The organism is Neisseria weixii, assembly GCF_002327085.1.
Classification (GTDB): Bacteria; Pseudomonadota; Gammaproteobacteria; order Burkholderiales; family Neisseriaceae; genus Neisseria; species Neisseria weixii.
The window spans coordinates 756,510-777,470 of record NZ_CP023429.1; the positions used below are offsets into that span (position 1 = coordinate 756,510).

The following is a 20,961-nucleotide window of genomic DNA, read 5'->3' on the forward strand; positions in this document are numbered from 1 at the left end:
TTTGGAAATGTGTATAATACCGCACATGTTATAAATAATAATTATCATTTGTAAGTTGTTTTTTGTTATTTTCTGTTTTCCTAAGCATATCGTGACATTCAAGTTTTATCGAATCATCAAGCTGTCGACGGCGTTATTATTGGTCGCCGGCATTATTTTTCAGACGGCCTGCCGCCCACAAGCGCAGCAGGCCGCCAAGCCGTTTGTGGTTTACGAACGGGCGGGCCATCAATATCCGGTCACCCTCAATGGCAGCTTGGGCAGCGTGACTTTGCAAAAAGCACCCGAGCGCGTAGTTGTGTTGGGTGCGGGTACGGTTGATTTGGTGGTGGCTTTGGGCATCCAGCCGGTGGCGATGGAAGCCAATCTTTGGGGAGGGGATGAAAATGGCTACATGCCATGGTTTAAAGAGTTTATGGCTGAACAGAAGCGTCCTTTGCCGCCCACGGTGGTGATGTATCCCGAATTGGATGCGGAAAAACTGGTTTCGTTCAATCCAGATCTGATTATAGCCACGCAATCGGGCTTGTCCGAGGAAAACTACCGTCTGCTGTCAGGGTTCGCCCCTGTCATTGCCCATCCGCACAAACCGTGGATGACGACAGTAGATGAACAAATCGGCATCATTGCCGCCGCTTTCGGCAAGCAGAAACAAGCGGCCGCCCTCAAAGCCCAAATCGGCGCGGAATATGCCGATTTCCGCCGTCGCCACCCCAAACTTCAGGGCAAAACCTTCGCCTATATTTACTCCGGTGCCCGCAGTCCGCAATTGTCGGTTTATGCCGAAGGTGAACCGCGCGTGGACGCCTTGTACGGACTCGGTCTGAAAATGTCGCCTGATTTGGTGAAGATGAGTGTCGATGAAGGCTCGTGGTCGGTGGCTTTAGGCTTGGAAAACGCCGACAAACTCAATCAGAGCGACATCGTCATCACTTGGTTTTTCAGCGAGGAAGATCAAAAAATGGTGGAGGCGAGGCCGTTATTCCGTGAAATCAAGGCTGTCAAACGTGGCACATACCTGCCGCTGCTCGACCGCGAAGTGAATGCCGCCATGTATCAGGCCACTCCGCAGAGTTTGCGCTGGGGCTTGAGGCGTTTGGAAGCGGATTGGACGCGTATTGAAAACGCGTTGGATTGAGGCGGTCTGAAAACATGGGTGGAATATAGTGGTTTCCAATAAAAATAATACGGCGTTGCCAGCCCTTTATTTACTGGGTGTACACGGCATTCGCTTCAAACAATATCTGTTTGGAAGCCGCTAATCCGATAGGGCAGTAAAACCGGAAAGACCGTCTGAAAACTTTTTTCCGGTTTCAGACGGTCTCAACAATAAATCATTTTTTCCCGACAAGGAGCAGCTGTGAAATCCACGGCAACCTTATTTTGTGGCCTGTTGGCCGTCGTTTTGTTGACCGTCGTCGCGCTGGCGTGTGGCTTGGTGTTCGGCACTAAGCCTTTGGCCTTCGGCGATTTGCAGCATTACCTGTTTTCAGACGGCCTGCGTGTGTATAACGATTGGGTAATCGATTCTCGTTTGCCGCGCACTTTTACCGCCGCCTGTTGCGGTGCCGCTTTGGGCTTGTCGGGCGCATTGATGCAGGGCTTGACGCGTAACCCGCTGGCCGATCCGGGTTTGCTCGGCGTGAACGCGGGTGCGGCGGCGGCCATCGTCTCTGCGCTGCCGCTGCCTTTTCTGCAAAACGTATCCGAATTCTGGCTGGCTTTAGGTGGTGCGTTGGTGGTATCTGTAGTGATTTGCAGCATTGGCTTGAGCAGCCGGCGGGGAGCTTATGGCAAGCTGGTGTTAGCGGGGCAGCTATTGGTGCGGCCTTGAGCGCGTATGTGTCGTTGCTGTCGCAACTCAATCCGGTTTTATTTGACTATTTGCGCTTTTGGAACAGCGGTGCGTTCGGCGGCGTGACCTTGGCCGGTCTCGGTCAAATGCTGCCTTTTGCCGTTCCGGCTGCCGTCACTGCTTTACTACTGGGCTATCATCTCAACCTGATTGCGCTGGGGACGGATACGGCGCGTGCGCTGGGTACAAAAGTGTTACCTGTTCAACTGGCGGTGTTGGTATGTGCGGCGGTATTGGCCGGTTCGTCCGTCGCGGTGGCGGGGCCGGTGGCATTTGTCGGCTTGGCGGCTGCACACTTGGCGAGAATCTGGACGGGCAACGACTACCGCTGGCTGTTGCCTTACAGCTTGTTTATTGGTGCGTGCCTGCTGGTAGTATCCGATATTTTGGCACGGGTCGTATCGGCACCGGCGGAAGTCGCTACCGGCATCATTACCGCCTTGGCCGGCGCGCCCTTGCTGTATGTGGTCGCGCTGCGTTTGAAAGGGGCAGCAAAATGAAAAGTTTGTTCCTGCCTTTAAAGCGCCAACGCAAGATTCAGACGGGCTTAATCATTATCTTGGCCGGATTGCTGGTGTTGTCTGCCATTTGGGGCAAACAGCATTTCCTGCTCGGCAATATAGCTGATATCCTGAGCAGTACCGCTAACCCGATGCAGCAATGGCTGTTTTATGATTTGTGGCTGCCGCGCACTCTGACCGCAGCGGGCGCGGGTGCGGCATTGGGTGCGGCGGGGGCAGTATTTCAAAGCCTGACGCGCAATCCTTTGGGCAGCCCCGACATCATCGGTGTCAATGCGGGCGCGGCAGTCGGGGCGGTGGCGGCAGGATTGCTTTGGCCGGGGTATTTGGGTATTGCGCAAGACGCGCTGCTGGGCGCGCTGTCGGTGTTGGTTTTGGTGCTGCTGGGCACCAAAGGCCGTCTGAATTTTGGTATGGAGATTATCGTCAGCGGTTTGGCGGTGAATGCGGCGGCAATGGCGCTGGTGCAGTTCGGCTTGACCGCTGTGCGTCAGGAAAACGCGCAGCAGATGACGGCATGGCTGAGCGGCAGTCTCGAAGCGCGGTCGTGGGAGCACGTTGTCACCGTGTGGACGTTCATGCCCTTGTTGCTGGCGGGCTTAATGCTACTCAACACACGTTTGAGCCTGTTGGCATTGGGACGCGATACCGCTTCGGGTTTGGGTGTGCCGGTTAGAAGCAGTTCATGGCTGCTGTTGTTGGCGGCGACGGCATTGGCGGCTACAGCGGTTACGGTGGCAGGTCCTGTATCTTTTTTGGCCTTGGCAGCCCCACACATTGTACGTCGCATGATGCAGACAGACCGGCCGATGGTGGTGCCCGCCGCGCTTACCGGTGCCGTGTTGATGATGGCCGCCGATTTGACTGCGCGTCTGCTGCCGACGCCAGCTCCGTTGCCTGCCGGCATCGTTACGGCGGCTTTGGGCGGACTGTATCTGGTTTTTCTGCTTTCGCTTAAGCCTAAAGCCGTCTGAAACATTTTCAATAGGAAACATTATGCTTCATGGTCAAAACTTGGTCGTTGCCTACGACAGCCATACCGTTATCCGCGATTTGTCACATCAAATCCCCCAAGGCAAAATCAGCGTGTTCATCGGCACCAACGGCTGCGGCAAGTCCACCCTGCTCAAAGCTTTGGCGCGGCAGATTCAGCCGACGGGCGGGCAGATTGTATTGGACGGAAAAGCAGTAAATGAATACGGCAGCAAAGCATTCGCCCGCCGCTTGGCCATGTTGCCGCAAAGTCCGGCCACTCCCGAGGGCATTAGCGTGCGCCAATTGGTGCGCTATGGCCGCTATCCGCACCGTACATTCGGTAAGGCATGGCAGCCCGGCGATGATGCCGCCGTCGAAAACGCCATGCACCTGACCCGAACTGACGCTTTTGCAGAGCAGGCGGTGAAAACCTTATCCGGTGGACAACGGCAGCGGGCATGGATTGCCATGGCTTTGGCACAAGATACACCTTATCTGCTGCTTGACGAGCCGACTACCTTTTTGGATCTGTCGTATCAAATCGAAATCCTCGATTTACTGCAACAACTCAACCGTGAAACAGGCAAAACCATTCTGATGGTATTGCACGATTTGAACCTGGCATGCCGCTATGCGGATGAAATAGTTGCATTATACCAAGGCAATGTCCACGCACGCGGTACGCCGCAGGAAGTGATGACCGCCGAAACCGTGCAAACCGTGTTCGGCCTTAAAAGCATGATGATTGCTGATCCGATTTACGGTACGCCGATGTGTATTCCTTTTGGTAGGGAAAGTTTCAAAAGTTTTGAAAACGGGCATACTGTTGAGTAGAATCTTTGGCAGGTTAAGCACCGAAAGGCCGTCTGAACAATTTGAACTGCACCTTTTAAAGTTGGAGGAATATCCAATTTTGGGGCAGGCTAGTTTCAGGCGGCCTCAAGTTGATTTGAGTAAATGTTGGGTAACGGCTCTGTTTGAGCTGGGCTATTACATAAGTTATGTTTGTAAATATAAATAAAAACCTATATCATTACACTTTTTTGTCTTGCGCATCCTCCTTACAAGATATTGATTTCGGAGGGCTTTAGGAAAATCTCATGATTAAAAACAGCACTTTCACAAAAAATGCAATGGCAGCCGCTATTCTCGGCATTTATGCAGGTACAGTTTTGGCTGCGGATATTGAACAAACGGCCGAGCTTGATACCGTTCAAGTCGTCGGTTCCGCCGGCAAAATCGAAGGCCTCAAATTCAAGTCGGCACAATCAAATGCCGTCATCACTCATCAAGAAATCGCCGATAAAGCTCCTGAGAAAGTCGAAGATATTTTGGCTTACGAATCGGGCGCACGCACGGGGCAGTTCGGCACCGACACCAAGCAGGAATGGATTAAAATCCGCGGATTCGACGCTTCGGTTGCTGTCGACGGTTCGCCTGTAATGCAAAACGGCTTTTTACCGTAATTCCCAATACTTACGGCCTAGAAGCAGTGGAAGTAGTCAAAGGTGCGGACTCATTAGCTTACGGTTCGTCTGAAACCGGTGGTTTGGTCAATCTGATTTCCAAGCGGCCCACCAGAACAGCCCAAGGTGAAGTCGGCGTACGTATCGGTACCCAAGGCCGTGCCGGTGTATTCGGTGATTACAGTGGCAAGCTGGCTGCCGACAACAGCGTCCGTTATCGTATGGTCGGCGAAGTCGAACGCCGCAAAGGGGATTTCAACGGCAAAATCAACGATTATTATTTTGCGCCTAGCTTGACTTGGGACATCAGCGACCAAACCGGATTGACGGTTTTAAGCAGTATTTCGCGCCAACAAGGTACACCGACCAGCGTACATTTACCGTCGGCAGGTGTGTTGTATCCGATTTCAGGTAAAAAAACCGCATACGGCATCCATTACCAAGATTCTGATGCCGATTACATCCGCCGCAACCAATATTCCATTGGCTACGAATTGAACCACGATTTTGGCAACGGTTATAAATTTACCCAAAACTACCGCTATAACCATCAAGATTTAGATTGGCTTGGGACATTTGCCTGGTCTACTGACGGCGTTGACACCGCCTACCGAGGCTACAGTTACACCGACGGCACGGTCAACGCCCACACCGTTGACAACCGCCTGAGCAAGGAGTGGAAAGGCAATGGCTGGAAAAATACACTCTTGGGCGGTATTGATTACCTGCACTCCAACACAGGCGGTGTTAACAACGGTTTTGGCAGCGTTTCGGCTACCAATTTGTTCACACCTGATAACAGCAGCAGTGGTATCGTCAAATCTGGTACACGCTATGAAGTCAAGCAAAAGCAATTGGGCTTCTATCTGCGGGATCAATTCACTTATGGCGGTTTAGTAGCCAATCTCGGCATGCGTCACGATAAAGCCAAATCCGATTCTTTCTCCAACGGTACCGCAGACGGCTATGATGTCAGCCATACTTCCTATCAAGGGAGTCTAATGTATAACTTCAAGTCCGGCGTGTCGCCCTACATTAGCTACAGCGAATCATTTAAGCCGGTTTCCGGCACCGATGCTTACGGTAATGGTTACAAACCGTACGAAGGCCGCCAATATGAAGCCGGTATCAAATACATTCCGTCATGGCTGGATGGCAAGCTATCCGCTGCCTACTTTGACTTGGAAGAGAAAAATGCCTTGGTGGCCGATGCCAGCGCTGTTCAACGCCAAATCGGCAAGCGCCGCGGCAAAGGCATCGAATTTCAAGCCGATGTCGCCCTGAACGATAACCTAAGCGCAACCTTGGCCTACACTTACACCGATTCCAAACAAGATTTAAGTTACAATCAATCGGTACGTACTGCGCTGATTCCGGAACACCAAGCCTCAGTGCAAGTCAAGTATGCCTTTGACCAAGGCGCATTAAACGGTCTGACTTTGGGCGCAGGCTTAAGATACGTCGGTAGCACGGCGGATGAGCAATACTCACCGGGCTACAAAGTGCCGTCATACACCTTGCTTGATGCTTCGGCACAATACAGATTCGGCAAAAATTGGTTGGCGCAAATCAACGCCACCAACCTTACCGGCAAGAAATATGTAGCGGGATGTGACTATTATTGTTATTGGGGTGCCGAGCGCAGCGTAGTCGGCAGCTTGCGCTATACCTTCTAAATCCGCTATATCCTGATTTGGCTTGACTGAGCTGTTTTAAGTCGAATATTTGTTTTCAAGGCCGTCTGAAAACGAACTATGTCGGTTGTGCTTTTGGTAATAATGGAGTAAGGTTAGGCATTTGAAGTCTGATGAATATTTGTCAATAAGAAAACTGCATCTTTTAAGGTTGGAGAGATCGTCCAACTTTGGGGGCAGTTTATTTTATTTTTTTTTTTTTTTTTTTTTAGACGGCCTGCTGGTCTTCTTTAGATGGTGCTGGAGATGCGTTTGTATTCGCGGCTGAATTGGTTGGCACTTTCATAGCCCACTTGATAGGCGGTTTGGGTAATGGGCAAATCACTTTTCAGAATCAGACTTTTGGCATGATTAAGACGAATCGATTTCTGGTACTGCAAGGGCGTGCAGCCGGTAATCATTTTGAAATGCTGATAAAAAGCCGATTTCTCCATACCCGATAATTTGATGAAGCGGGCAACGGTTCATTTTTGGGTTCAAGGCCTCTTGCAGAACATGGCAGGTTTTTTTGATTTGAGGCAGAAAGCGGCTTGAGATGGGTAGCCGGAACAGAATAAACAGCATATCACTGATACGCGCCATGAAAGAGCGTTCGCCCAGCCGCATATTTTGCTCGCCCGATGAAATAAATGTTACGGTGGTGTATTCGGAAATTACATCGATTTTGACCGGCGGCTCAGCAGTATGCAACATGATTCCTTTAAAAGGGTGTAAGACCCGGTTGATTAAGGGTTTGAATATGCCGGATGACGGTTTCAGCAGCGGCGGAATCCATAACAAAATCCTTTGATACGATAAAATAATCTAAATATTTCGCAGGATTAGGCAAGTTTTTTTTAAAGAATCTGGCAAATATTTCCATTAATATGTTTATAATAAAAACAAATCAAGTTTCAAACAGTCTCATTAAGAAGAACGATCGCTTTCACCCGCCAATATGTGGTCTGAACATTTCAGACGGCATATTGAAATAAGCTTCGCAAACAATGAAAGGAGCCAGCCATGGAAATCCGCAGCCATATTTATTGCCCGAATTGTCAATTCCCTTATTGCCACCATACACCAGACGGTTTGCTGCAATGCACGCAATGCGGCCACACCTGGCAAGAAGCGCAACAAGAACTGGCGAAACACGTTGCTTATCAAAATGGTCAGATCAAAGAAATAAATCCCGAAGGTGATTCGCAGTAAACACCGTTTTATGCATTGACGATAAATTTTTGATAAATCGGATCGGATTGATTTGGGAAACGGATGTATGTGTGCGAGAATGGGGCACAGAGTAAATTGATGGTTTAAATAGCGCAATTTTGTCCGTTTTCAGAGAAGAACATCATGCAGAATATCCGTTTTCCCTTAAATTTCCAATTCAAAATCTTTACGCCGTCAAACGATTTTTCCGTATTCGATGCCGACGGCAAAGAAATTGCCTACACGCGGCAGAAGATTTTTAAAATCAAAGAGTCGGTGCAGATTTTTCGCAGCAGCAGCGACAAAACCGAATTGTTCAACATCCGAGCCGACCGCATTATTGATTTCAATGCGGTTTATACCGTGCGCGATCCAAGCGGAAATGCGATCGGCAAAATTCAGCGCCACGGCATGAAATCGTTGTGGAAAACCAGCTATGTGCTGTTCGACGAGCAGGGCTGTGAAGTGTATCAACTGCGCGAAACCAATCCGATGGTGGCCTTGGTTAACGGCTTGATCGGTGAAATTCCGCTGCTCGGCTCGTTGACCGGTTATTTTCTCAATCCGACTTACGCAATCACCGCACCGGATGGGCAGGAAGTTTACTGCCTGAAAAAAGAGCCGTCGTTTTTCGAGCGCAAGTTTAGCTTGGACAAACTCGCCCAAACCGATGAGCGCGATGATGTGCTGGTGTTGAATGCCGTGATGATGGTGATGCTGTTGGAGCGTGGTGACGGTTAATCGGTTTTCATTTAAAAGGCCGTCTGAAAACAAAAGTTTTCAGACGGCCTTTTAAATGAAAACTTTAAGCCTTACCGGTGCTGCCGAATCCGCCTTCGCCGCGTTCGCTGGCGGCAAAGTCGTCCACCACTTTAAACGCCGCCTGAATCACCGGCACAATCACCATTTGCGCGATGCGTTCCATCGGTTCGATGGTGAAGGCGGTTTGGCTGCGGTTCCATACCGACACTTTCAATTCGCCCTGATAATCCGAGTCGATTAAGCCCACCAGATTGCCCAACACAATGCCGTGTTTGTGGCCGAGGCCGGAGCGCGGCAGTAATACGGCGGCGTAGGCAGGATTGGCCAAATGCACGGCCAAGCCGGTCGGCACCAGATAGGTTTCGCCCGGTTGCAGCGTCACCGCTTCGTCCAAACACGCGCGCAAATCCAAGCCGGCGGAGCCGGGGGTGGCATAGGCGGGAAGCTGCTCGGCCATTTTCGGGTTTAAGATTTTCAGTTCGACTTCTATTTGCATGGTTTTTCTCGCATTGATATTTTTCAGACGGCATTATAACAAGCTTGAGGCCGTCTGAAAAAAAGCGTATCATTAGAGCAAACCACAGGAGAACCATCATGGATCTGCACAATATCCGCGAAGACTACAGCAAACGCGAGCTGTCGGAATCAGAGTGCGACAGCAACCCGATTACCCAATTCGAACAATGGCTGCAAGAAGCTATGCATTCGCAGGCCAACGAGCCGACGGCTGTGAACGTGGCTTCGGTCGGCGAAGACGGCCGCCCCAACAGCCGCATGGTGCTGCTCAAAGAAGTGAACGCGCAAGGTTTTGTCTTTTTCACCAATTACCATAGCCGCAAGGGCAAATCGTTTGCCGCCAACCCGTTTGCCGCGATGACGTTTTTCTGGCCTGAATTGGAGCGCCAAGTGCGCATTGAAGGGCGCATTGAAAAACTGGATGCGGCTGCTTCCGACGAATATTTCGACAGCCGCCCCTACACCAGCCGCATCGGCGCATGGGCGAGCAATCAGAGTGAAGTAATTTCCGGCAAAGCCATGTTGGTGGCGAAAGCCGCGGCAGTCGGCGCGAAACACCCGCTGCATGTGCCGCGCCCGCCGCATTGGGGCGGCTATATCGTGATTCCCGACCGCATTGAATTTTGGCAGGGCCGCCCAAGCCGTTTGCACGACCGCATTCAGTATCGCTTGGAAAACGGTGTGTGGGTGAAAGAGCGGTTGTCGCCTTAATCGGATTGGCTTGGAAATAAAGATGAAGCGCTGAACCATTTGTTTTCAGACGGCCTTTTCTAAATTAAAACCAACACAAATTCAATAAAATAGGGTAAAATCGCGGTTGATATAAAAGGCCGTCTGAAAGCGCTTAATTTTTCAGACGGCCTCAGTATTCCCTCAGTATCCATTGTCCAACTGTCCTGCCGCATTTGCCGCAGAAGAACCGTTGTTTTCAAAATATCCAACGTGTTAGGAGATTCATCATGGCCAAAAAGCCGACCAGCAAGCGCGAATGGCGTGACGGCGTGTCCACCGCCGCCCAAAAGCCCGCCAAGAAAAGCGTATCGTTCAAAAGCAAACCGAAAGCCGAATCCGGCTTTAAATCCAAATCACAAGAAACCGAATTCAAAGGCGGCCGCCGTGCACGCGGCGAAGCCGTTTCAGACGGCCTGAAAGCAGGCAAAACGGCGAAATCAAGTTTCCGCGACCAAACGGCCGAGCAAAATCCGCGTGTGCCGAAACAGCGTGTCTCTAAAGCCAAAAAGCTGATGGTGCGCAATCCGAACCAAAAAATCATGGAACACGCGCGCGATTTGAAAGAGCGGCGCAGCGATTTGTCGCGTTTTGAGCCGGAGCGTTTGCAAAAAGTGCTGGCTGCTTCGGGTGTGGGTTCGCGCCGTGAGATGGAAGAATGGATTACCAACGGTTGGGTGACGGTCAATGGCCGCGTGGCCGAGTTGGGCGAAAAAGTCACGCCCGACGACCATGTGACGGTGAAGGGTAATGTCATCAAGCTGAAATGGGCCGACCGCCTGCCGCGCATTATTCTGTATTACAAACAAGAAGGCGAAATCGTATCACGCGACGACCCGCAAGGCCGCGTGAGTATTTTCGACCGTTTGCCGCAAGCGGCCAGCAGCCGTTGGGTGGCGATTGGCCGTTTGGACATCAACACCAGCGGTTTGCTGATTTTGACCACTTCAGGCGAATTGGTGCAGCGTTTTGCCCACCCGAGCTTTGAAGTCGAGCGCGAATACGCTGTGCGCGTGTTGGGTGAACTGAGCACCGAGCAAATGCGTATGCTGACGCAGGAAGGCGTGATGCTGGAAGACGGTTTGGCCAAGGTCGAGCGTATTTACGAGCAGGGCGGCGAGGGCATGAACAAATGGTATAACGTGGTGATTAAAGAAGGCCGCAACCGCGAAGTACGCCGTATTTTCGAAAGCCAAGGCCTGACTGTCAGCCGTTTGGTGCGTGTGGGCTTTGGCCCGATTGGTCTGCCGAACCGCTTGAAACGCGGCCAGTTTTATGAATTGAATCCGGCAGAAGTCGCCAATATTATGAAGTGGGCGGATATGCTGCTGCCGGGCGAATACCGCCGCCGTTCGTAAGCTGTTCAGTTAAATCAATGCCGTCTGAATGTCTGTGAAATGATTTTCAGACGGCATTTTGGGATCTTTGCAAAACTCCAAAAGCCAGTTTGCTTTAAAACTGCCGTCATTCCCGCGCAGGCGGGAAGCCATTTTTGAGTATGACAAATTGTTGAATAAAATAGGTTTATTATAATCTTAAGATGAATTCCCGCCTGCGCGGGAATGACGGCAGTTTTGGTTTTTATTGATGGTTCATAAGGTTTTGCAAAGGTCTCATTTTGTGTATGGAGAAATGAGCGAAGATGTTCAGCCTTGATTTATCTGAAGAAACCATTGTATTAAACCATCGAAGCCAATGCCGTGCCGAAATTTACACCTTTGGCGCTCTGCTCAACCGCTATGAAATCATGAGGCCTGACGGTACTTGGTTCAACGCTGTCAAAGGACATGAATCGCCGCAGCAATGCCGCCAAACGCTGACAGATGGTTTTCACAGCGTCAAACTCAGCCCGTTTGCCTGTCGCGTGCGGCATGGTCAATATGAGTTTAACGGGCAGCTTTATCAGCTTGAGGGTAAATTTCAGGCAGCCGGCCACGCTTTGCACGGCTTGATGTATGACTGTGATTTTGCCGTTGTGCAAAGTGGCGAGGATGCCCAATCGGCTTGGGTGGAGCTGGCGGCAGATTACCGCCAGGACGACAGCGGCTATCCTTTTGCCTATCGTTTGAATATTGTGTATCGATTGGATTCAGACGGCCTGACGGTGACCACACGCGCAACCAACACCGGCAACCGCGCCATGCCGTTGGCCGACGGTTGGCATCCTTATTTCACACTCGGCGGCAAAGTTGATGATTGGACGATGCAGCTCAACAGCAGCGAGCGGTTGGAATTTGACCAAGATTTGGTTGCCAACGGCAATATTCTGCCCGACACCCGCTTTCAGACGGCCTTGAGTATGCAAGGCATCGCGCTGGACAACAGTTTCGTGTTGGCCGATTTTGACAAACCGGCTTGCGTGTTGATCGGCGAAAAGCTGCAACTGCGCATTTATCCGGATTCAAGCTATCCTTATCTGCAAATCTATATTCCGGCAACGCGCGATTCGGTTGCATTGGAAAATTTGAGCGGCGCGCCCGACGGTTTCAATAATGGTTTGGGCCTGCAGGTATTGCAGGCGGGGGAAATGCGGATGTTTGCTACGCGCTATGTGTTGTCTTGGCAGGAGTAATATTGAAAACTGAGGCTGTTGAATTGCTTTAGATTTTTATCATTACAAAGATAAAGATGACCTCATTCCCGCGCAGGCGGGAATGACGTGGGTTTAATATTGCCAGTGTGATAAAGAGTTTTGTAAAAGTCATTTTTTATAAGAAAAAATGCCGTCTGAAACAGTTTTCAGACGGCATTTTGATGTGTAGGTTTATTGTTCTGCTTTCAACACGCGCTGACGGCGCGTTTCGCTCAACACCATACCGGCGGATACTGACACATTCATGCTCTCGACTGTGCCGAACATCGGAATCGATACCAGCATATCGCAATGCTCGCGTGTCAGGCGGCGCATACCTTCGCCTTCGTTGCCCATCACCCACGCCACGCTTTCGGGCAGGTCGGTGTGGTACAAATCGGATTGGCCGCCCATATCGGTGCCGACAATCCAAATACCGTATTCTTTCAATTCGCGCAAGGTGCGTGCCAAATTGGTGACGGTGATATAAGGCACGGTTTCGGCCGCGCCGCAGGCCACTTTGCTGACGGTGGCATTCAAGCCCGCGCTTTTGTCTTTGGGCGCAATCACCGCATGCACGCCATGGCATCGGCGGTACGCAGACACGCGCCGAGATTGTGCGGGTCGGTGATGCCGTCGAGCACCAATAAAAAGGCCGGCTCACTCAGGTTTTCCAAGACGTCTTCCAAGTGGACGTGGTTTTTGGAAGCGTCGATAAAACCGACTACGCCTTGATGGCGCGCACCTTTGGCGATGGTGTCGAGACGGCCGGCATCGGCAAAATGCAGGCGCACGTTTTCGGTGGCGGCTTTTTCCAACACTTCACGTGTGCGGGCATCGTTTTTGCCTTCTTGAACGTAGAGTTCGGTAATGGATTTCGGGTTTTGCCACAAGCGGGCGTTAACGGCGTGGAAGCCGTAAATCAATCTTTGGTTGGCCATTGTTTTACTTAAGAAAATGTTTCAGACGGCATTATACGGGATTTGCATGCCGGCGCGTGAAAATTGTGGCGTGGATGAATAACGATTTGATCGATACATAAGCGAAAGGCCGTCTGAAAATCAATGATTCAGACGGCCTGAAACCTTTGCAACATCCCTATCTTTGGCACATTTCTTCGTTATGCGCTGCTCGAAAACTTGCCTATCTTTATGATATATCTGTGTTTTCCGTGCTGCTCTCACTTCGCACTGCACTCAAGTCTAGGGTATTGCAAAGGCCTCGTCCTTATTGTTCAAAAAAACAAACTAATCAAGCGATAAAGGCTTTGATTTCTTTATCTATTTCTTTGAATTTGCCTTCGGCTTCGTTCATGCTGCCGCCGACGGCGGAAATGTAGAATTTGATTTTCGGTTCGGTACCGGAAGGGCGCACGGCAACCCAAGAGCCGTCGGCCAAGTAGTATTTCAATACATTGCTCGGCGATGTGTTCAAAGCGGTGACCTTGCCGTCTGAATCGGTGGCGGTTTGCGCTTGGAAATCTTCCACTTTGATGATGTCGGTGCCGTTGAACTGCTTCGGCGCGTTGGCGCGGAATTTGCCCATAATCGCTTGGATTTCCGCTGCGCCGTCAATACCGGTCATAGTGATGGAAATCGGTTTGTCGAAATAATAGCCGTATTCGCGGTAGATTTCGTCGAGACCGTCAGCCAATGTCATGCCGCGCGAGCGGTAGTAGGCGGCGATTTCGGCAAACATCACTGCGGCTTGTACCGAGTCTTTGTCGCGGGCAAACGGTTTGATTAAGTAGCCGTTGCTTTCTTCAAAGCCGAATAAATAATTATAGGCTTGTGTGCGCTCGAATCCGGCGATTTTTTCGGCCACGAATTTGAAGCCGGTCAAAACGTTAAATACGGTTACGCCGTAGCTTTCGGCGATTTTGCCGACCAATTCGGTGGAAACGATGGATTTACATATCGCGCCGTTTGTCGGCAGCGTACCGGCTTGGCGGTGGGCTTCCAAAATGTATTTCGCCATGACCGCACCGATTTGGTTGCCGGTTAAGGTTAAGTAGCTGCCGTCGGCTTGGCGGATTTCCGCGCCCAAGCGGTCGGCGTCGGGGTCGGTGCCGAGCAGCAAATCGGCGCCGACTGCTGCACCCAGTTTTTCCGCCAAAGCAAACGCGGCTTGACTTTCGGGGTTGGGCGAAGGCGCGGTGGTAAAGTTCGGGTCGGCGATGGCTTGTTCTTCCACCAATTCGAACGATTCAAAACCGGCCTGCTTCAACGCGCGGCGCACCATCATTTCGCCGGTGCCGTGCAGCGGGGTATAGACGATTTTCAGGTCTTTACCGTGTTGGGCAATCAATTCGGGATTGATGGTGACGGTTTTGACGGCGGCCAAGTATTTTTGATCCATTTCTTCGCTCAACAGCTTGATTTTGCCGTCGGCTTTGGCAGCCTCGAAATCGGCCACTTGGATGGTGAAGGGATCATCCACGGCGCGGATGAGTTTGGTCAACGCAGCGGCATCATCAGGCGACAGTTGGCCGCCGTCTTCGCCGTAGACTTTATAACCGTTGAATTCTGCCGGATTGTGGCTGGCGGTAATCATGATGCCGCCGGCGGCTTTGAGTTCGCGCACGGCGAAGGATAATTCAGGGGTTGGCCGCAAAGATTCGAATACATAAGCCTGAATGCCGTGTTGTGCCAGCAAAGCAGCGGAATCAAAGGCAAATTCTTGCGAGAAATGGCGCGAATCATAGGCAATCACCACGCCGGCGCTTTTTGCGGCTTCACCTTTGCCGGCAATCAGTTGCGCAAAGCCTTCGGTGGCTTGGCGCACCACATAGCGGTTGATGCGGTTGATACCGGCGCCGATCACGCCGCGCATACCGGCGGTGCCGAATTCCAGCGGTACATAGAATGCGTCTTCTTTGGTTTTTTCATCCATGGCCGACAATTCTTGTTTTAAGAAATCGGGCATGCCGGCAAAATCCAACCATTTTTGATACGTTTCTTGATAGGCCATCTGAATCATCCTTTTGGGGTAATAAACGGATTATGAACAAGATTATACGTTATTGCGGCACAATGCGCTGCCTAAGCCGATATACGGCAGCATCAGCGCATCAGATAGCCGAGTATGCCCGAAGATGCCACGCCGACGATGACGGTGGCCAACATCGAAAAACGGCTGGCAGCCAATACAGTCAAGGCGATGGCAATCAGTTCGTGCGGTTTGTCGGACACAAAATACGGCGCAATCACCGAAATCAACACGCAGCCGGGAGCGGCTTCCATCACCGTTTGGGCGCGTTTGCCCAAGGTACGGTTGCGCAGGGCGAAAAAGCCGATGAGGCGGGTGGAATAAGTCACGCACAGCATGGCGCAAAAAAGCAGGAAGGAGTCGAGCGTAATCATTCTTGCGCTCCCAGCAGGTAAGCCGTGAGCAGGCCTGATAATGCGCCGGCCGGTACATACCAAGGCCCGTCAATACTCAAACAGGTGATGGCCGCCACAATCAGGCTGACAAACCAAGGCCGCACCGCCGAAAAACTCTTCCACAAGCCGCGCATAATCACCAAAAACACCGCCGGAAAAGCCATTCCGAAGCCCCAAGCGGCCACATCGCCGAACATCGGACCGACCGCCGCGCCAATACTGGCAAACAGAATCCAGGTAGTGTACATAATGAAACACGTGCTGCCGTAATAGGCAAAATTAAAGCCGCCCAAACCGGCCGCTTTGCGCTTTTGTGCTTCAGCCAAACCCAGCGCCCACGATTCGTCACACATGAAAAACAGCGACGGCAACACTTTTTTCATCGGTGCATTTTTCATATACGGCGCATAGGCCGCGCCCATCAGAATATGGCGTGAGTTAATCATAAAAGTCACGCCCGCAATCAGCAGAATGGGCAGCGGATGAGTCCATAAATCAACCGCGGCAAATTCCGAGCCGCCGGCAAAGTTCATTCCTGTCATCAGCATCATTTCTAGCCAACTCATGCCTTTCTGTCCGCCTTGCACACCCAAAATAATCGCCCACGGCAACAAGCCGATGAGCATGGGCGAGCAGTCTTTGATGCCGCGTAAAAATTCTTGTTTCGGGGAAGCCGTCATGGTATGGGGAAACATTTCGATATGAAAAAAGCGCATTATACACCCATTGATTTTCAGACGGTCTGTTGAGGTGTTAATCCAATTGATTAGTTCTTTAGGATTATAAAAGGGCATGAAGAGAAATGGTACAACAACGTTTTTTATTCATCGGGTAGGCCGTATGAAAATCCCCTATGCCTTTTTGTTGACCGCTTTTGCCGCAGGCCAAATATCCGCGGCGGAAATCACCGTATCTGCAGCCGCCAGCTTAAAAGATGCGTTCAATGACATCATCACGCACTATCACAAACAATATCCGCAAAGTAAAATCAAGCTCAATACCGCCGGTTCGGGGTTTTGCTGCAACAGGCAGTGCGGGGTGCGCCGGTGGATGTATTGGCTTTTGCCGATGAAGTGACCATGAATCAGGCGCAGCAGAAGAATGTGATTGAAGCCGGCAGCCGCAAAACGTTTGCGCACAATGCTTTGGTGATTGCTGCACCGAAGAGCAGCCGGTATGCGGTAAACCAACTCGGCGATTTGCAAAGCCGACATTTCGGCCGCATTGCCGTGAGCAATCCGGCCAGCGTGCCGGCCGGCCGCTACAGCAAAGCCAGTTTGGAAAAAGCCGGTTTGTGGGCGGGTTTGCAGCCGAAAATCATCACCACGCAAAACGTGCGCCAGTCTTTAGATTACATCGCGCGCGGTGAGGTGGATGCCGGTTTTGTATACCGCACCGATGCCGTGTTGATGAAAGGCAAGGTCAAAATTTTGGCGACGGTGCCGACGCCAAGCGCCGTGTCTTACCCGATTGCGGTGAGCAAAAGCACCAAGCAGGCGGTGGAAGCCAAGCGGTTTGTGCAATATGTGTTGTCGGCGCAAGGGCAGGCGGTGTTGAACCGTTATGGTTTTAGAAAGCCTTGATGCTTCGAATGAAAAATGAAACAGGCCGTCTGAAAAAGAATATAAATCTAGTGGCTTAAAAATAAAAATAATACAGCGTTGCCAGCTCCCTTATGTACCGGATGTACACGGCAGCTGCCGCTTTGTCTTATTTCTATTTTAAACGGCTATATGCTTTATGCTTTCAGACGGCCTTCAATCATCACCCGCTTATGAACGAAACCTTACTCACAACTTTATTACTCTCGCTCAAAATTGCGGCGACCGCCACGTTGTTGAATACCGTGTTGGCGGTGGCGGTTGGCTTTGCCTTGGCACGCCGGCGTTTTGTCGGGCGCAATGTGCTGGATACATTGCTCACCCTGCCGATGGTGTTGCCGCCGACGGTACTCGGCTATTATTTGTTGGTGGCCTTCGGCCGCAACAGCGCATTCGGTGTGTGGCTGAAAGATACGTTCGGCATTAACCTGATTTTTACATGGCAGGGCGCGGTGATTGCGGCGGTGGTGGTGACTTTCCCGCTGATTTTCAAACCGGCGCGGGCGGCGTTTGAAGAAGTGAATCCGCAATGGGAGCAGGCCGCGAGGGTGTTGGGCCTGAGTGAAGCGGCGGTGTTTTTCCGCGTCAGCCTGCCCTTGGCGTGGCGTGGGATTTTGGCCGGTATTTTACTGGCATTTGCCCGCGCGTTGGGCGAATTTGGTGCCACATTGATGATTGCGGGCAGTATCCCGGGGCAGACACAGACCTTGTCGATTGCGATTTACGAAGCGGTGCAGGCCGGAGATGATGCGCTGGCCAATGGGTTGGTGGTGCTGGTGTCGGCGGTGTGTATTGTGATTTTACTGGCCGCCGGACATTTAATGTGCGTGAAAGACGGGAGAAAATAATGTTGTTTGATATCGAGTTGCACAAGAAATTGCCGTCGTTAGCCTTGAATGTCGCCCTGAAATCTGATGCGCAGCGCATCGTGATTTTAGGGGCATCCGGTTCGGGTAAAAGCCTGACCTTGCAATTGCTGGCCGGTTTGATGCAACCCGACAGCGGCTATATCCGCATCGACGGCGAAACATGGTGGGATGAGCGCGTAAAGTTGGCCACACAAGCGCGCAAAGCCGGTTTGCTGTTTCAAGACTATGCCCTGTTTCCACATTTGACCGTGGCGCAGAATATCGATTTCGGCTTGGCAACAGGTTGGCGCAATCCGAACAAAAGGCCGTCTGAAAAAGCGCAGTATTGGTTGGATTTGCTTGAGTTGGCACACATTGCCGACCATTATCCCAACCAAATGTCCGGCGGGCAAAAACAGCGCACAGCCTTGGCACGGATGTTGATTACCGGGCCGAAACTGTTGCTGCTGGATGAGCCGTTTTCCGCATTGGATGCCCAGTTGCGCCAACGCACCCGCCGCGAAGTATTGGATTTGCAGCAGATGGCGGGTGTGCCGATGATTCTGATTACCCATGACCGGGCCGATGCGGAAGCCTTGGGGCAGGAAATTTGGCACATGGCAAACGGGGTATTACGATTGGAAAAAGCTTATTGAGATTAAATGATGGATTGAATCAAGGCCGTCTGAAAATGTTTCAGACGGCCTTTGATATATTTTAATGATTCAAATCAGCTCCAAATCCGGACCCGCATTTTGCGCGCGACGGCTGCGTAATTGGATGTCCAAGCGTAAATCGTGGGCGGAATCGGCATTGCGAATGGCATCTTGGAAACTGATGTCGCCGCGTTCATAAAGTTCGTACAAGGCTTGGTCAAAAGTTTGCATGCCTTGGGCGGCGGATTTCTTCATCAACTCTTTGATACCGTGGATTTCGCCTTTATTGATCAATTCGGCAATCAGCGGAGAATTGAGCAACACTTCCACCGCGGCCACACGGCCTTTGCCGCTTTCGCGCGGCACCAGACGTTGCGAGATAAATGCTTGCAGGTTCAGCGACAAATCAGTCAGAAGCTGCGTGCGGCGTTCTTCTGGAAGAAGTTGATGATGCGGTCGAGCGCTTGGTTGGTGCTGTTAGCGTGCAGTGTGGCCATGCACAAGTGGCCGGTTTCGGCAAAGGCAATCGCGTAATCCATGGTTTCGCGGTCGCGAATCTCACCAATCAAAATCACATCCGGTGCTTGGCGCAGCGTGTTTTTCAGCGCTGCCATCCAGTTTTCGGTATCTACGCCGACTTCTCGTTGGGTGATGATGCAGTTTTTGTGTTCGTGTACAAATTCGATCGGATCTTCGATGGTGATGATGTGGTCGAACGAATTTTCGTTGCGGTAATCAATCAAAGAAGCCAGCGATGTCGATTTTCCCGAGCCTGTGCCGCCGACGAAAATCACCAAACCACGTTTTTTCATGGCCACATCTTTCAATACCGGCGGCAGATTGAGACTGTCGAATTTCGGAATATTGCTGGTAATCGCGCGGAACACCATCGCCGTGGCGCCACGTTGAATCATGGCATTGACACGGAAGCGGCTGGTGTCGGGCAGACTGATGGCGAAGTTGCATTCATTGGTGCTGGAAAATTCTTCGATTTGCTTGGTATTCATAATCGAAAAAGCCAATTCCATGCACTTTTCAGCCGTCAGCGGTGTGTCGTTGAGGCGGGTGATTTTGCCGTCCACTTTCATGGCAGGCGGGAAATTGGTGGTGATGAATAAATCTGAACCTTTGTATTTATTCATGTGGCGCAGCCAACCGAATAATTCTTCCTTGGCGCCGGGTGGATTATTTGGATCAAACATTTGCGTTTTCGTATTTAAAATAGTTTGGAAGGAGATTAGTTTAGAAGGATATTATAGCAAGCTTGCTGCTTATCGGTGTGTCATCATCGAATATATCCGATTATATCCGATAAAAAATTAAGCCTTGTTGTGTTTTACACAGACCGGCAAGATGACGGCTTTGGGTTATAATCGGAGCAAATCTTTCAGAAAGGCAAGAAATGAGCATGAACACAGTGGCCGTAATCGGTGCGATGGCGCAGGAAATCGAATTGTTGAAAACGCGTATGGACGACATTAAAGCGTTTCAATTCGGCAAATTTAATGCCTATGAAGGCACACTCAACGGTAAGCGCATGGTGTTGGTATTGAGCGGCATCGGCAAAGTCAATGCCGCGATTGCCACTTCATGGGTGATTCATCAGTTCCAACCCGATTGCGTGATTAATACCGGCAGCGCGGGCGGCTTAGGCAAGGGTTTGAAAGTCGGCGATGTCGTGATTGGCGAACGCATCGCTCATCATGATGTCGATGTGACCGCATTCGGCTATGTGTGGGGACAAATACCGCAGCAGCCTGCCGTATTTGAAAGTGATGAACATTTGATGGCCGTGGCCAAAGAAGCGGCGCAGGCGTTTGAACACGCCCGAGTCAACCGCGGTTTGATTGTCAGCGGCGACCAATTTGTCCACAGCAGCGAGCGTGTGGCGGAAATCCGTGGTCATTTTAATGATGTACAGGCGGTCGAAATGGAAGCGGCCGCGATTGCGCAGGCTTGCCATCAATTGGATACGCCGTTTGTCGTGATTCGTGCGGTGTCGGATTCTGCCGATGAAAAGCGGATATTAGTTTTGAAGAATTTTTGAAAACGGCAGCGGTGAGTTCGGCGAAGATGGTGACGGAGGTTGTTGCCAAGCTTTAAAAACCCATGCAAAAACAGTAAATTTCCGCTAAAATACGCAGCTATTTTAATTCTATTTGGAAGGCCGTCTGAAAGCTTACCGTGTTTTT

At 51.1% G+C, this 20,961-nt stretch carries 20 protein-coding genes and 4 pseudogenes; 16 read left to right on the forward strand and 8 right to left on the reverse strand.

The features are described 5' to 3' along the window. Positions 1-91: 91 nt before the first annotated feature. From CGZ65_RS03835 to CGZ65_RS03865, 6 genes and pseudogenes are all read left to right on the forward strand, one after another. On the forward strand, positions 92-1,138 hold the full coding sequence (locus CGZ65_RS03835) for an ABC transporter substrate-binding protein (protein ID WP_157742699.1): 1,047 nt from the start codon (positions 92-94) through the stop codon (positions 1,136-1,138). A 300-nt stretch (positions 1,139-1,438) separates the two neighbouring features. Then, a pseudogene (locus CGZ65_RS13805) lies at positions 1,439-2,355 on the forward strand (FecCD family ABC transporter permease). After that, complete coding sequence (locus CGZ65_RS03850; RefSeq protein ID WP_096294888.1) at positions 2,352-3,350, forward strand: FecCD family ABC transporter permease; 999 nt, start codon at positions 2,352-2,354, stop codon at positions 3,348-3,350. Before CGZ65_RS13805 ends, CGZ65_RS03850 begins: the two are co-directional and overlap by 4 nt. A gap of 22 nt (positions 3,351-3,372) precedes the next feature. Then, positions 3,373-4,185, forward strand: coding sequence for an ABC transporter ATP-binding protein (locus tag CGZ65_RS03855; protein WP_198345336.1), 813 nt, complete (start codon positions 3,373-3,375; stop codon positions 4,183-4,185). 266 nt (positions 4,186-4,451) lie between these two features. Continuing rightward, positions 4,452-4,817 carry a TonB-dependent receptor plug domain-containing protein gene (locus CGZ65_RS03860; RefSeq protein ID WP_096294890.1) on the forward strand — a complete coding sequence of 122 codons (366 nt, stop codon included), beginning with the start codon at positions 4,452-4,454 and terminating at the stop codon, positions 4,815-4,817. After that, positions 4,817-6,493: a TonB-dependent siderophore receptor gene (locus tag CGZ65_RS03865; RefSeq protein ID WP_269768639.1), complete on the forward strand. Its 1,677-nt coding sequence runs from the start codon at positions 4,817-4,819 to the stop codon at positions 6,491-6,493. Before CGZ65_RS03860 ends, CGZ65_RS03865 begins: the two co-directional genes overlap by 1 nt. A 248-nt stretch (positions 6,494-6,741) precedes the next feature. On the opposite strand, the gene CGZ65_RS03870 is transcribed toward CGZ65_RS03865, so the two are convergent. Continuing rightward, positions 6,742-6,945 (reverse strand): helix-turn-helix domain-containing protein, encoded by a 204-nt coding sequence (locus CGZ65_RS03870; protein WP_096294892.1) that lies wholly within the window; start codon positions 6,943-6,945, stop codon positions 6,742-6,744. After that, positions 6,863-7,204: a hypothetical protein gene (locus CGZ65_RS12740; RefSeq protein ID WP_157742703.1), complete on the reverse strand. Its 342-nt coding sequence runs from the start codon at positions 7,202-7,204 to the stop codon at positions 6,863-6,865. The genes CGZ65_RS03870 and CGZ65_RS12740 overlap by 83 nt, the downstream gene beginning before the upstream one ends. A 309-nt stretch (positions 7,205-7,513) precedes the next feature. On the opposite strand from CGZ65_RS12740, the gene CGZ65_RS03880 reads away from it, so the two are divergent. Together CGZ65_RS03880 and CGZ65_RS03885 are read left to right on the forward strand one after the other, a co-directional pair. Continuing rightward, positions 7,514-7,702 (forward strand): hypothetical protein, encoded by a 189-nt coding sequence (locus tag CGZ65_RS03880; protein WP_096294894.1) that lies wholly within the window; start codon positions 7,514-7,516, stop codon positions 7,700-7,702. 144 nt (positions 7,703-7,846) lie between these two features. Further along, on the forward strand, positions 7,847-8,443 hold the full coding sequence (locus tag CGZ65_RS03885) for an LURP-one-related/scramblase family protein (protein WP_096294895.1): 597 nt from the start codon (positions 7,847-7,849) through the stop codon (positions 8,441-8,443). Positions 8,444-8,507: 64 nt separating this feature from the next. On the opposite strand, the gene dut is transcribed toward CGZ65_RS03885, so the two are convergent. Next, positions 8,508-8,960 carry a dUTP diphosphatase gene (gene dut / locus CGZ65_RS03890; protein ID WP_096294896.1) on the reverse strand — a complete coding sequence of 151 codons (453 nt, stop codon included), beginning with the start codon at positions 8,958-8,960 and terminating at the stop codon, positions 8,508-8,510. A gap of 98 nt (positions 8,961-9,058) precedes the next feature. Here dut and pdxH point away from each other — a divergent pair, with 98 nt between their 5' ends. The 3 genes from pdxH to CGZ65_RS03905 all read left to right on the forward strand — a co-directional run bounded on the left by pdxH (position 9,059) and on the right by CGZ65_RS03905 (position 12,281). Next, positions 9,059-9,691: a pyridoxamine 5'-phosphate oxidase gene (pdxH, locus tag CGZ65_RS03895; protein WP_096294897.1), complete on the forward strand. Its 633-nt coding sequence runs from the start codon at positions 9,059-9,061 to the stop codon at positions 9,689-9,691. 248 nt (positions 9,692-9,939) lie between these two features. Beyond that, positions 9,940-11,067, forward strand: coding sequence for a pseudouridine synthase (locus tag CGZ65_RS03900; RefSeq protein WP_198345338.1), 1,128 nt, complete (start codon positions 9,940-9,942; stop codon positions 11,065-11,067). 284 nt (positions 11,068-11,351) lie between these two features. Then, positions 11,352-12,281, forward strand: a complete 930-nt coding sequence (locus CGZ65_RS03905; RefSeq protein WP_096294898.1) for an aldose 1-epimerase — start codon at positions 11,352-11,354, stop codon at positions 12,279-12,281. 192 nt (positions 12,282-12,473) lie between these two features. Here CGZ65_RS03905 and rlmB read toward each other — a convergent pair. The 4 genes and pseudogenes from rlmB to CGZ65_RS03930 form a co-directional block, all read right to left on the reverse strand. Further along, positions 12,474-13,222: pseudogene (rlmB, locus tag CGZ65_RS03910) on the reverse strand (23S rRNA (guanosine(2251)-2'-O)-methyltransferase RlmB). 310 nt (positions 13,223-13,532) lie between these two features. Further along, positions 13,533-15,251: a phospho-sugar mutase gene (locus CGZ65_RS03920; RefSeq protein ID WP_096294899.1), complete on the reverse strand. Its 1,719-nt coding sequence runs from the start codon at positions 15,249-15,251 to the stop codon at positions 13,533-13,535. 92 nt (positions 15,252-15,343) lie between these two features. Further along, positions 15,344-15,643, reverse strand: coding sequence for an AzlD family protein (locus CGZ65_RS03925; protein ID WP_096294900.1), 300 nt, complete (start codon positions 15,641-15,643; stop codon positions 15,344-15,346). Then, positions 15,640-16,290 (reverse strand): AzlC family ABC transporter permease, encoded by a 651-nt coding sequence (locus CGZ65_RS03930; RefSeq protein ID WP_096296088.1) that lies wholly within the window; start codon positions 16,288-16,290, stop codon positions 15,640-15,642. The genes CGZ65_RS03925 and CGZ65_RS03930 overlap by 4 nt, the downstream gene beginning before the upstream one ends. Before the next feature lie 214 nt (positions 16,291-16,504). Here CGZ65_RS03930 and CGZ65_RS14855 point away from each other — a divergent pair, with 214 nt between their 5' ends. From CGZ65_RS14855 to CGZ65_RS03945, 4 genes are all read left to right on the forward strand, one after another. Further along, complete coding sequence (locus CGZ65_RS14855; protein WP_332457931.1) at positions 16,505-16,741, forward strand: hypothetical protein; 237 nt, start codon at positions 16,505-16,507, stop codon at positions 16,739-16,741. Next, positions 16,681-17,247: a molybdate ABC transporter substrate-binding protein gene (gene modA / locus CGZ65_RS03935; RefSeq protein ID WP_332457932.1), complete on the forward strand. Its 567-nt coding sequence runs from the start codon at positions 16,681-16,683 to the stop codon at positions 17,245-17,247. Before CGZ65_RS14855 ends, modA begins: the two co-directional genes overlap by 61 nt. A 191-nt stretch (positions 17,248-17,438) precedes the next feature. Next, positions 17,439-18,113 carry a molybdate ABC transporter permease subunit gene (gene modB, locus CGZ65_RS03940; protein ID WP_096296089.1) on the forward strand — a complete coding sequence of 225 codons (675 nt, stop codon included), beginning with the start codon at positions 17,439-17,441 and terminating at the stop codon, positions 18,111-18,113. Then, positions 18,113-18,769 carry a sulfate/molybdate ABC transporter ATP-binding protein gene (locus tag CGZ65_RS03945; protein WP_096294901.1) on the forward strand — a complete coding sequence of 219 codons (657 nt, stop codon included), beginning with the start codon at positions 18,113-18,115 and terminating at the stop codon, positions 18,767-18,769. The genes modB and CGZ65_RS03945 overlap by 1 nt, the downstream gene beginning before the upstream one ends. Before the next feature lie 69 nt (positions 18,770-18,838). Here the strand turns inward: CGZ65_RS03945 and CGZ65_RS03950 are convergent. Then, a pseudogene (locus CGZ65_RS03950) lies at positions 18,839-19,971 on the reverse strand (PilT/PilU family type 4a pilus ATPase). Between the two features lie 200 nt (positions 19,972-20,171). Here CGZ65_RS03950 and CGZ65_RS03955 point away from each other — a divergent pair. Next, positions 20,172-20,872 (forward strand): annotated as a pseudogene (locus tag CGZ65_RS03955) (5'-methylthioadenosine/adenosylhomocysteine nucleosidase). The last annotated feature ends 89 nt before the right edge of the window (positions 20,873-20,961 follow it).

What these genes read in the sequence shown, in the direction of transcription:
- modB (WP_096296089.1), top strand. Translation starts at nt 17,439, where the DNA reads ATGAACGAAACCTTACTCACAACTTTATTACTCTCGCTCAAAATTGCG.
- CGZ65_RS03900 (WP_198345338.1), top strand. Translation starts at nt 9,940, where the DNA reads ATGGCCAAAAAGCCGACCAGCAAGCGCGAATGGCGTGACGGCGTGTCC.
- CGZ65_RS03945 (WP_096294901.1), top strand. Translation starts at nt 18,113, where the DNA reads ATGTTGTTTGATATCGAGTTGCACAAGAAATTGCCGTCGTTAGCCTTG.
- CGZ65_RS03920 (WP_096294899.1), bottom strand. Translation starts at nt 15,251, where the DNA reads ATGGCCTATCAAGAAACGTATCAAAAATGGTTGGATTTTGCCGGCATG.
- pdxH (WP_096294897.1), top strand. Translation starts at nt 9,059, where the DNA reads ATGGATCTGCACAATATCCGCGAAGACTACAGCAAACGCGAGCTGTCG.
- CGZ65_RS03905 (WP_096294898.1), top strand. Translation starts at nt 11,352, where the DNA reads ATGTTCAGCCTTGATTTATCTGAAGAAACCATTGTATTAAACCATCGA.
- CGZ65_RS03855 (WP_198345336.1), top strand. Translation starts at nt 3,373, where the DNA reads ATGCTTCATGGTCAAAACTTGGTCGTTGCCTACGACAGCCATACCGTT.
- CGZ65_RS03885 (WP_096294895.1), top strand. Translation starts at nt 7,847, where the DNA reads ATGCAGAATATCCGTTTTCCCTTAAATTTCCAATTCAAAATCTTTACG.
- CGZ65_RS03925 (WP_096294900.1), bottom strand. Translation starts at nt 15,643, where the DNA reads ATGATTACGCTCGACTCCTTCCTGCTTTTTTGCGCCATGCTGTGCGTG.
- CGZ65_RS03880 (WP_096294894.1), top strand. Translation starts at nt 7,514, where the DNA reads ATGGAAATCCGCAGCCATATTTATTGCCCGAATTGTCAATTCCCTTAT.
- CGZ65_RS03870 (WP_096294892.1), bottom strand. Translation starts at nt 6,945, where the DNA reads ATGGAGAAATCGGCTTTTTATCAGCATTTCAAAATGATTACCGGCTGC.
- dut (WP_096294896.1), bottom strand. Translation starts at nt 8,960, where the DNA reads ATGCAAATAGAAGTCGAACTGAAAATCTTAAACCCGAAAATGGCCGAG.
- CGZ65_RS03860 (WP_096294890.1), top strand. Translation starts at nt 4,452, where the DNA reads ATGATTAAAAACAGCACTTTCACAAAAAATGCAATGGCAGCCGCTATT.
- CGZ65_RS12740 (WP_157742703.1), bottom strand. Translation starts at nt 7,204, where the DNA reads ATGTTGCATACTGCTGAGCCGCCGGTCAAAATCGATGTAATTTCCGAA.
- CGZ65_RS14855 (WP_332457931.1), top strand. Translation starts at nt 16,505, where the DNA reads ATGAAAATCCCCTATGCCTTTTTGTTGACCGCTTTTGCCGCAGGCCAA.
- CGZ65_RS03930 (WP_096296088.1), bottom strand. Translation starts at nt 16,290, where the DNA reads ATGCTCATCGGCTTGTTGCCGTGGGCGATTATTTTGGGTGTGCAAGGC.
- CGZ65_RS03850 (WP_096294888.1), top strand. Translation starts at nt 2,352, where the DNA reads ATGAAAAGTTTGTTCCTGCCTTTAAAGCGCCAACGCAAGATTCAGACG.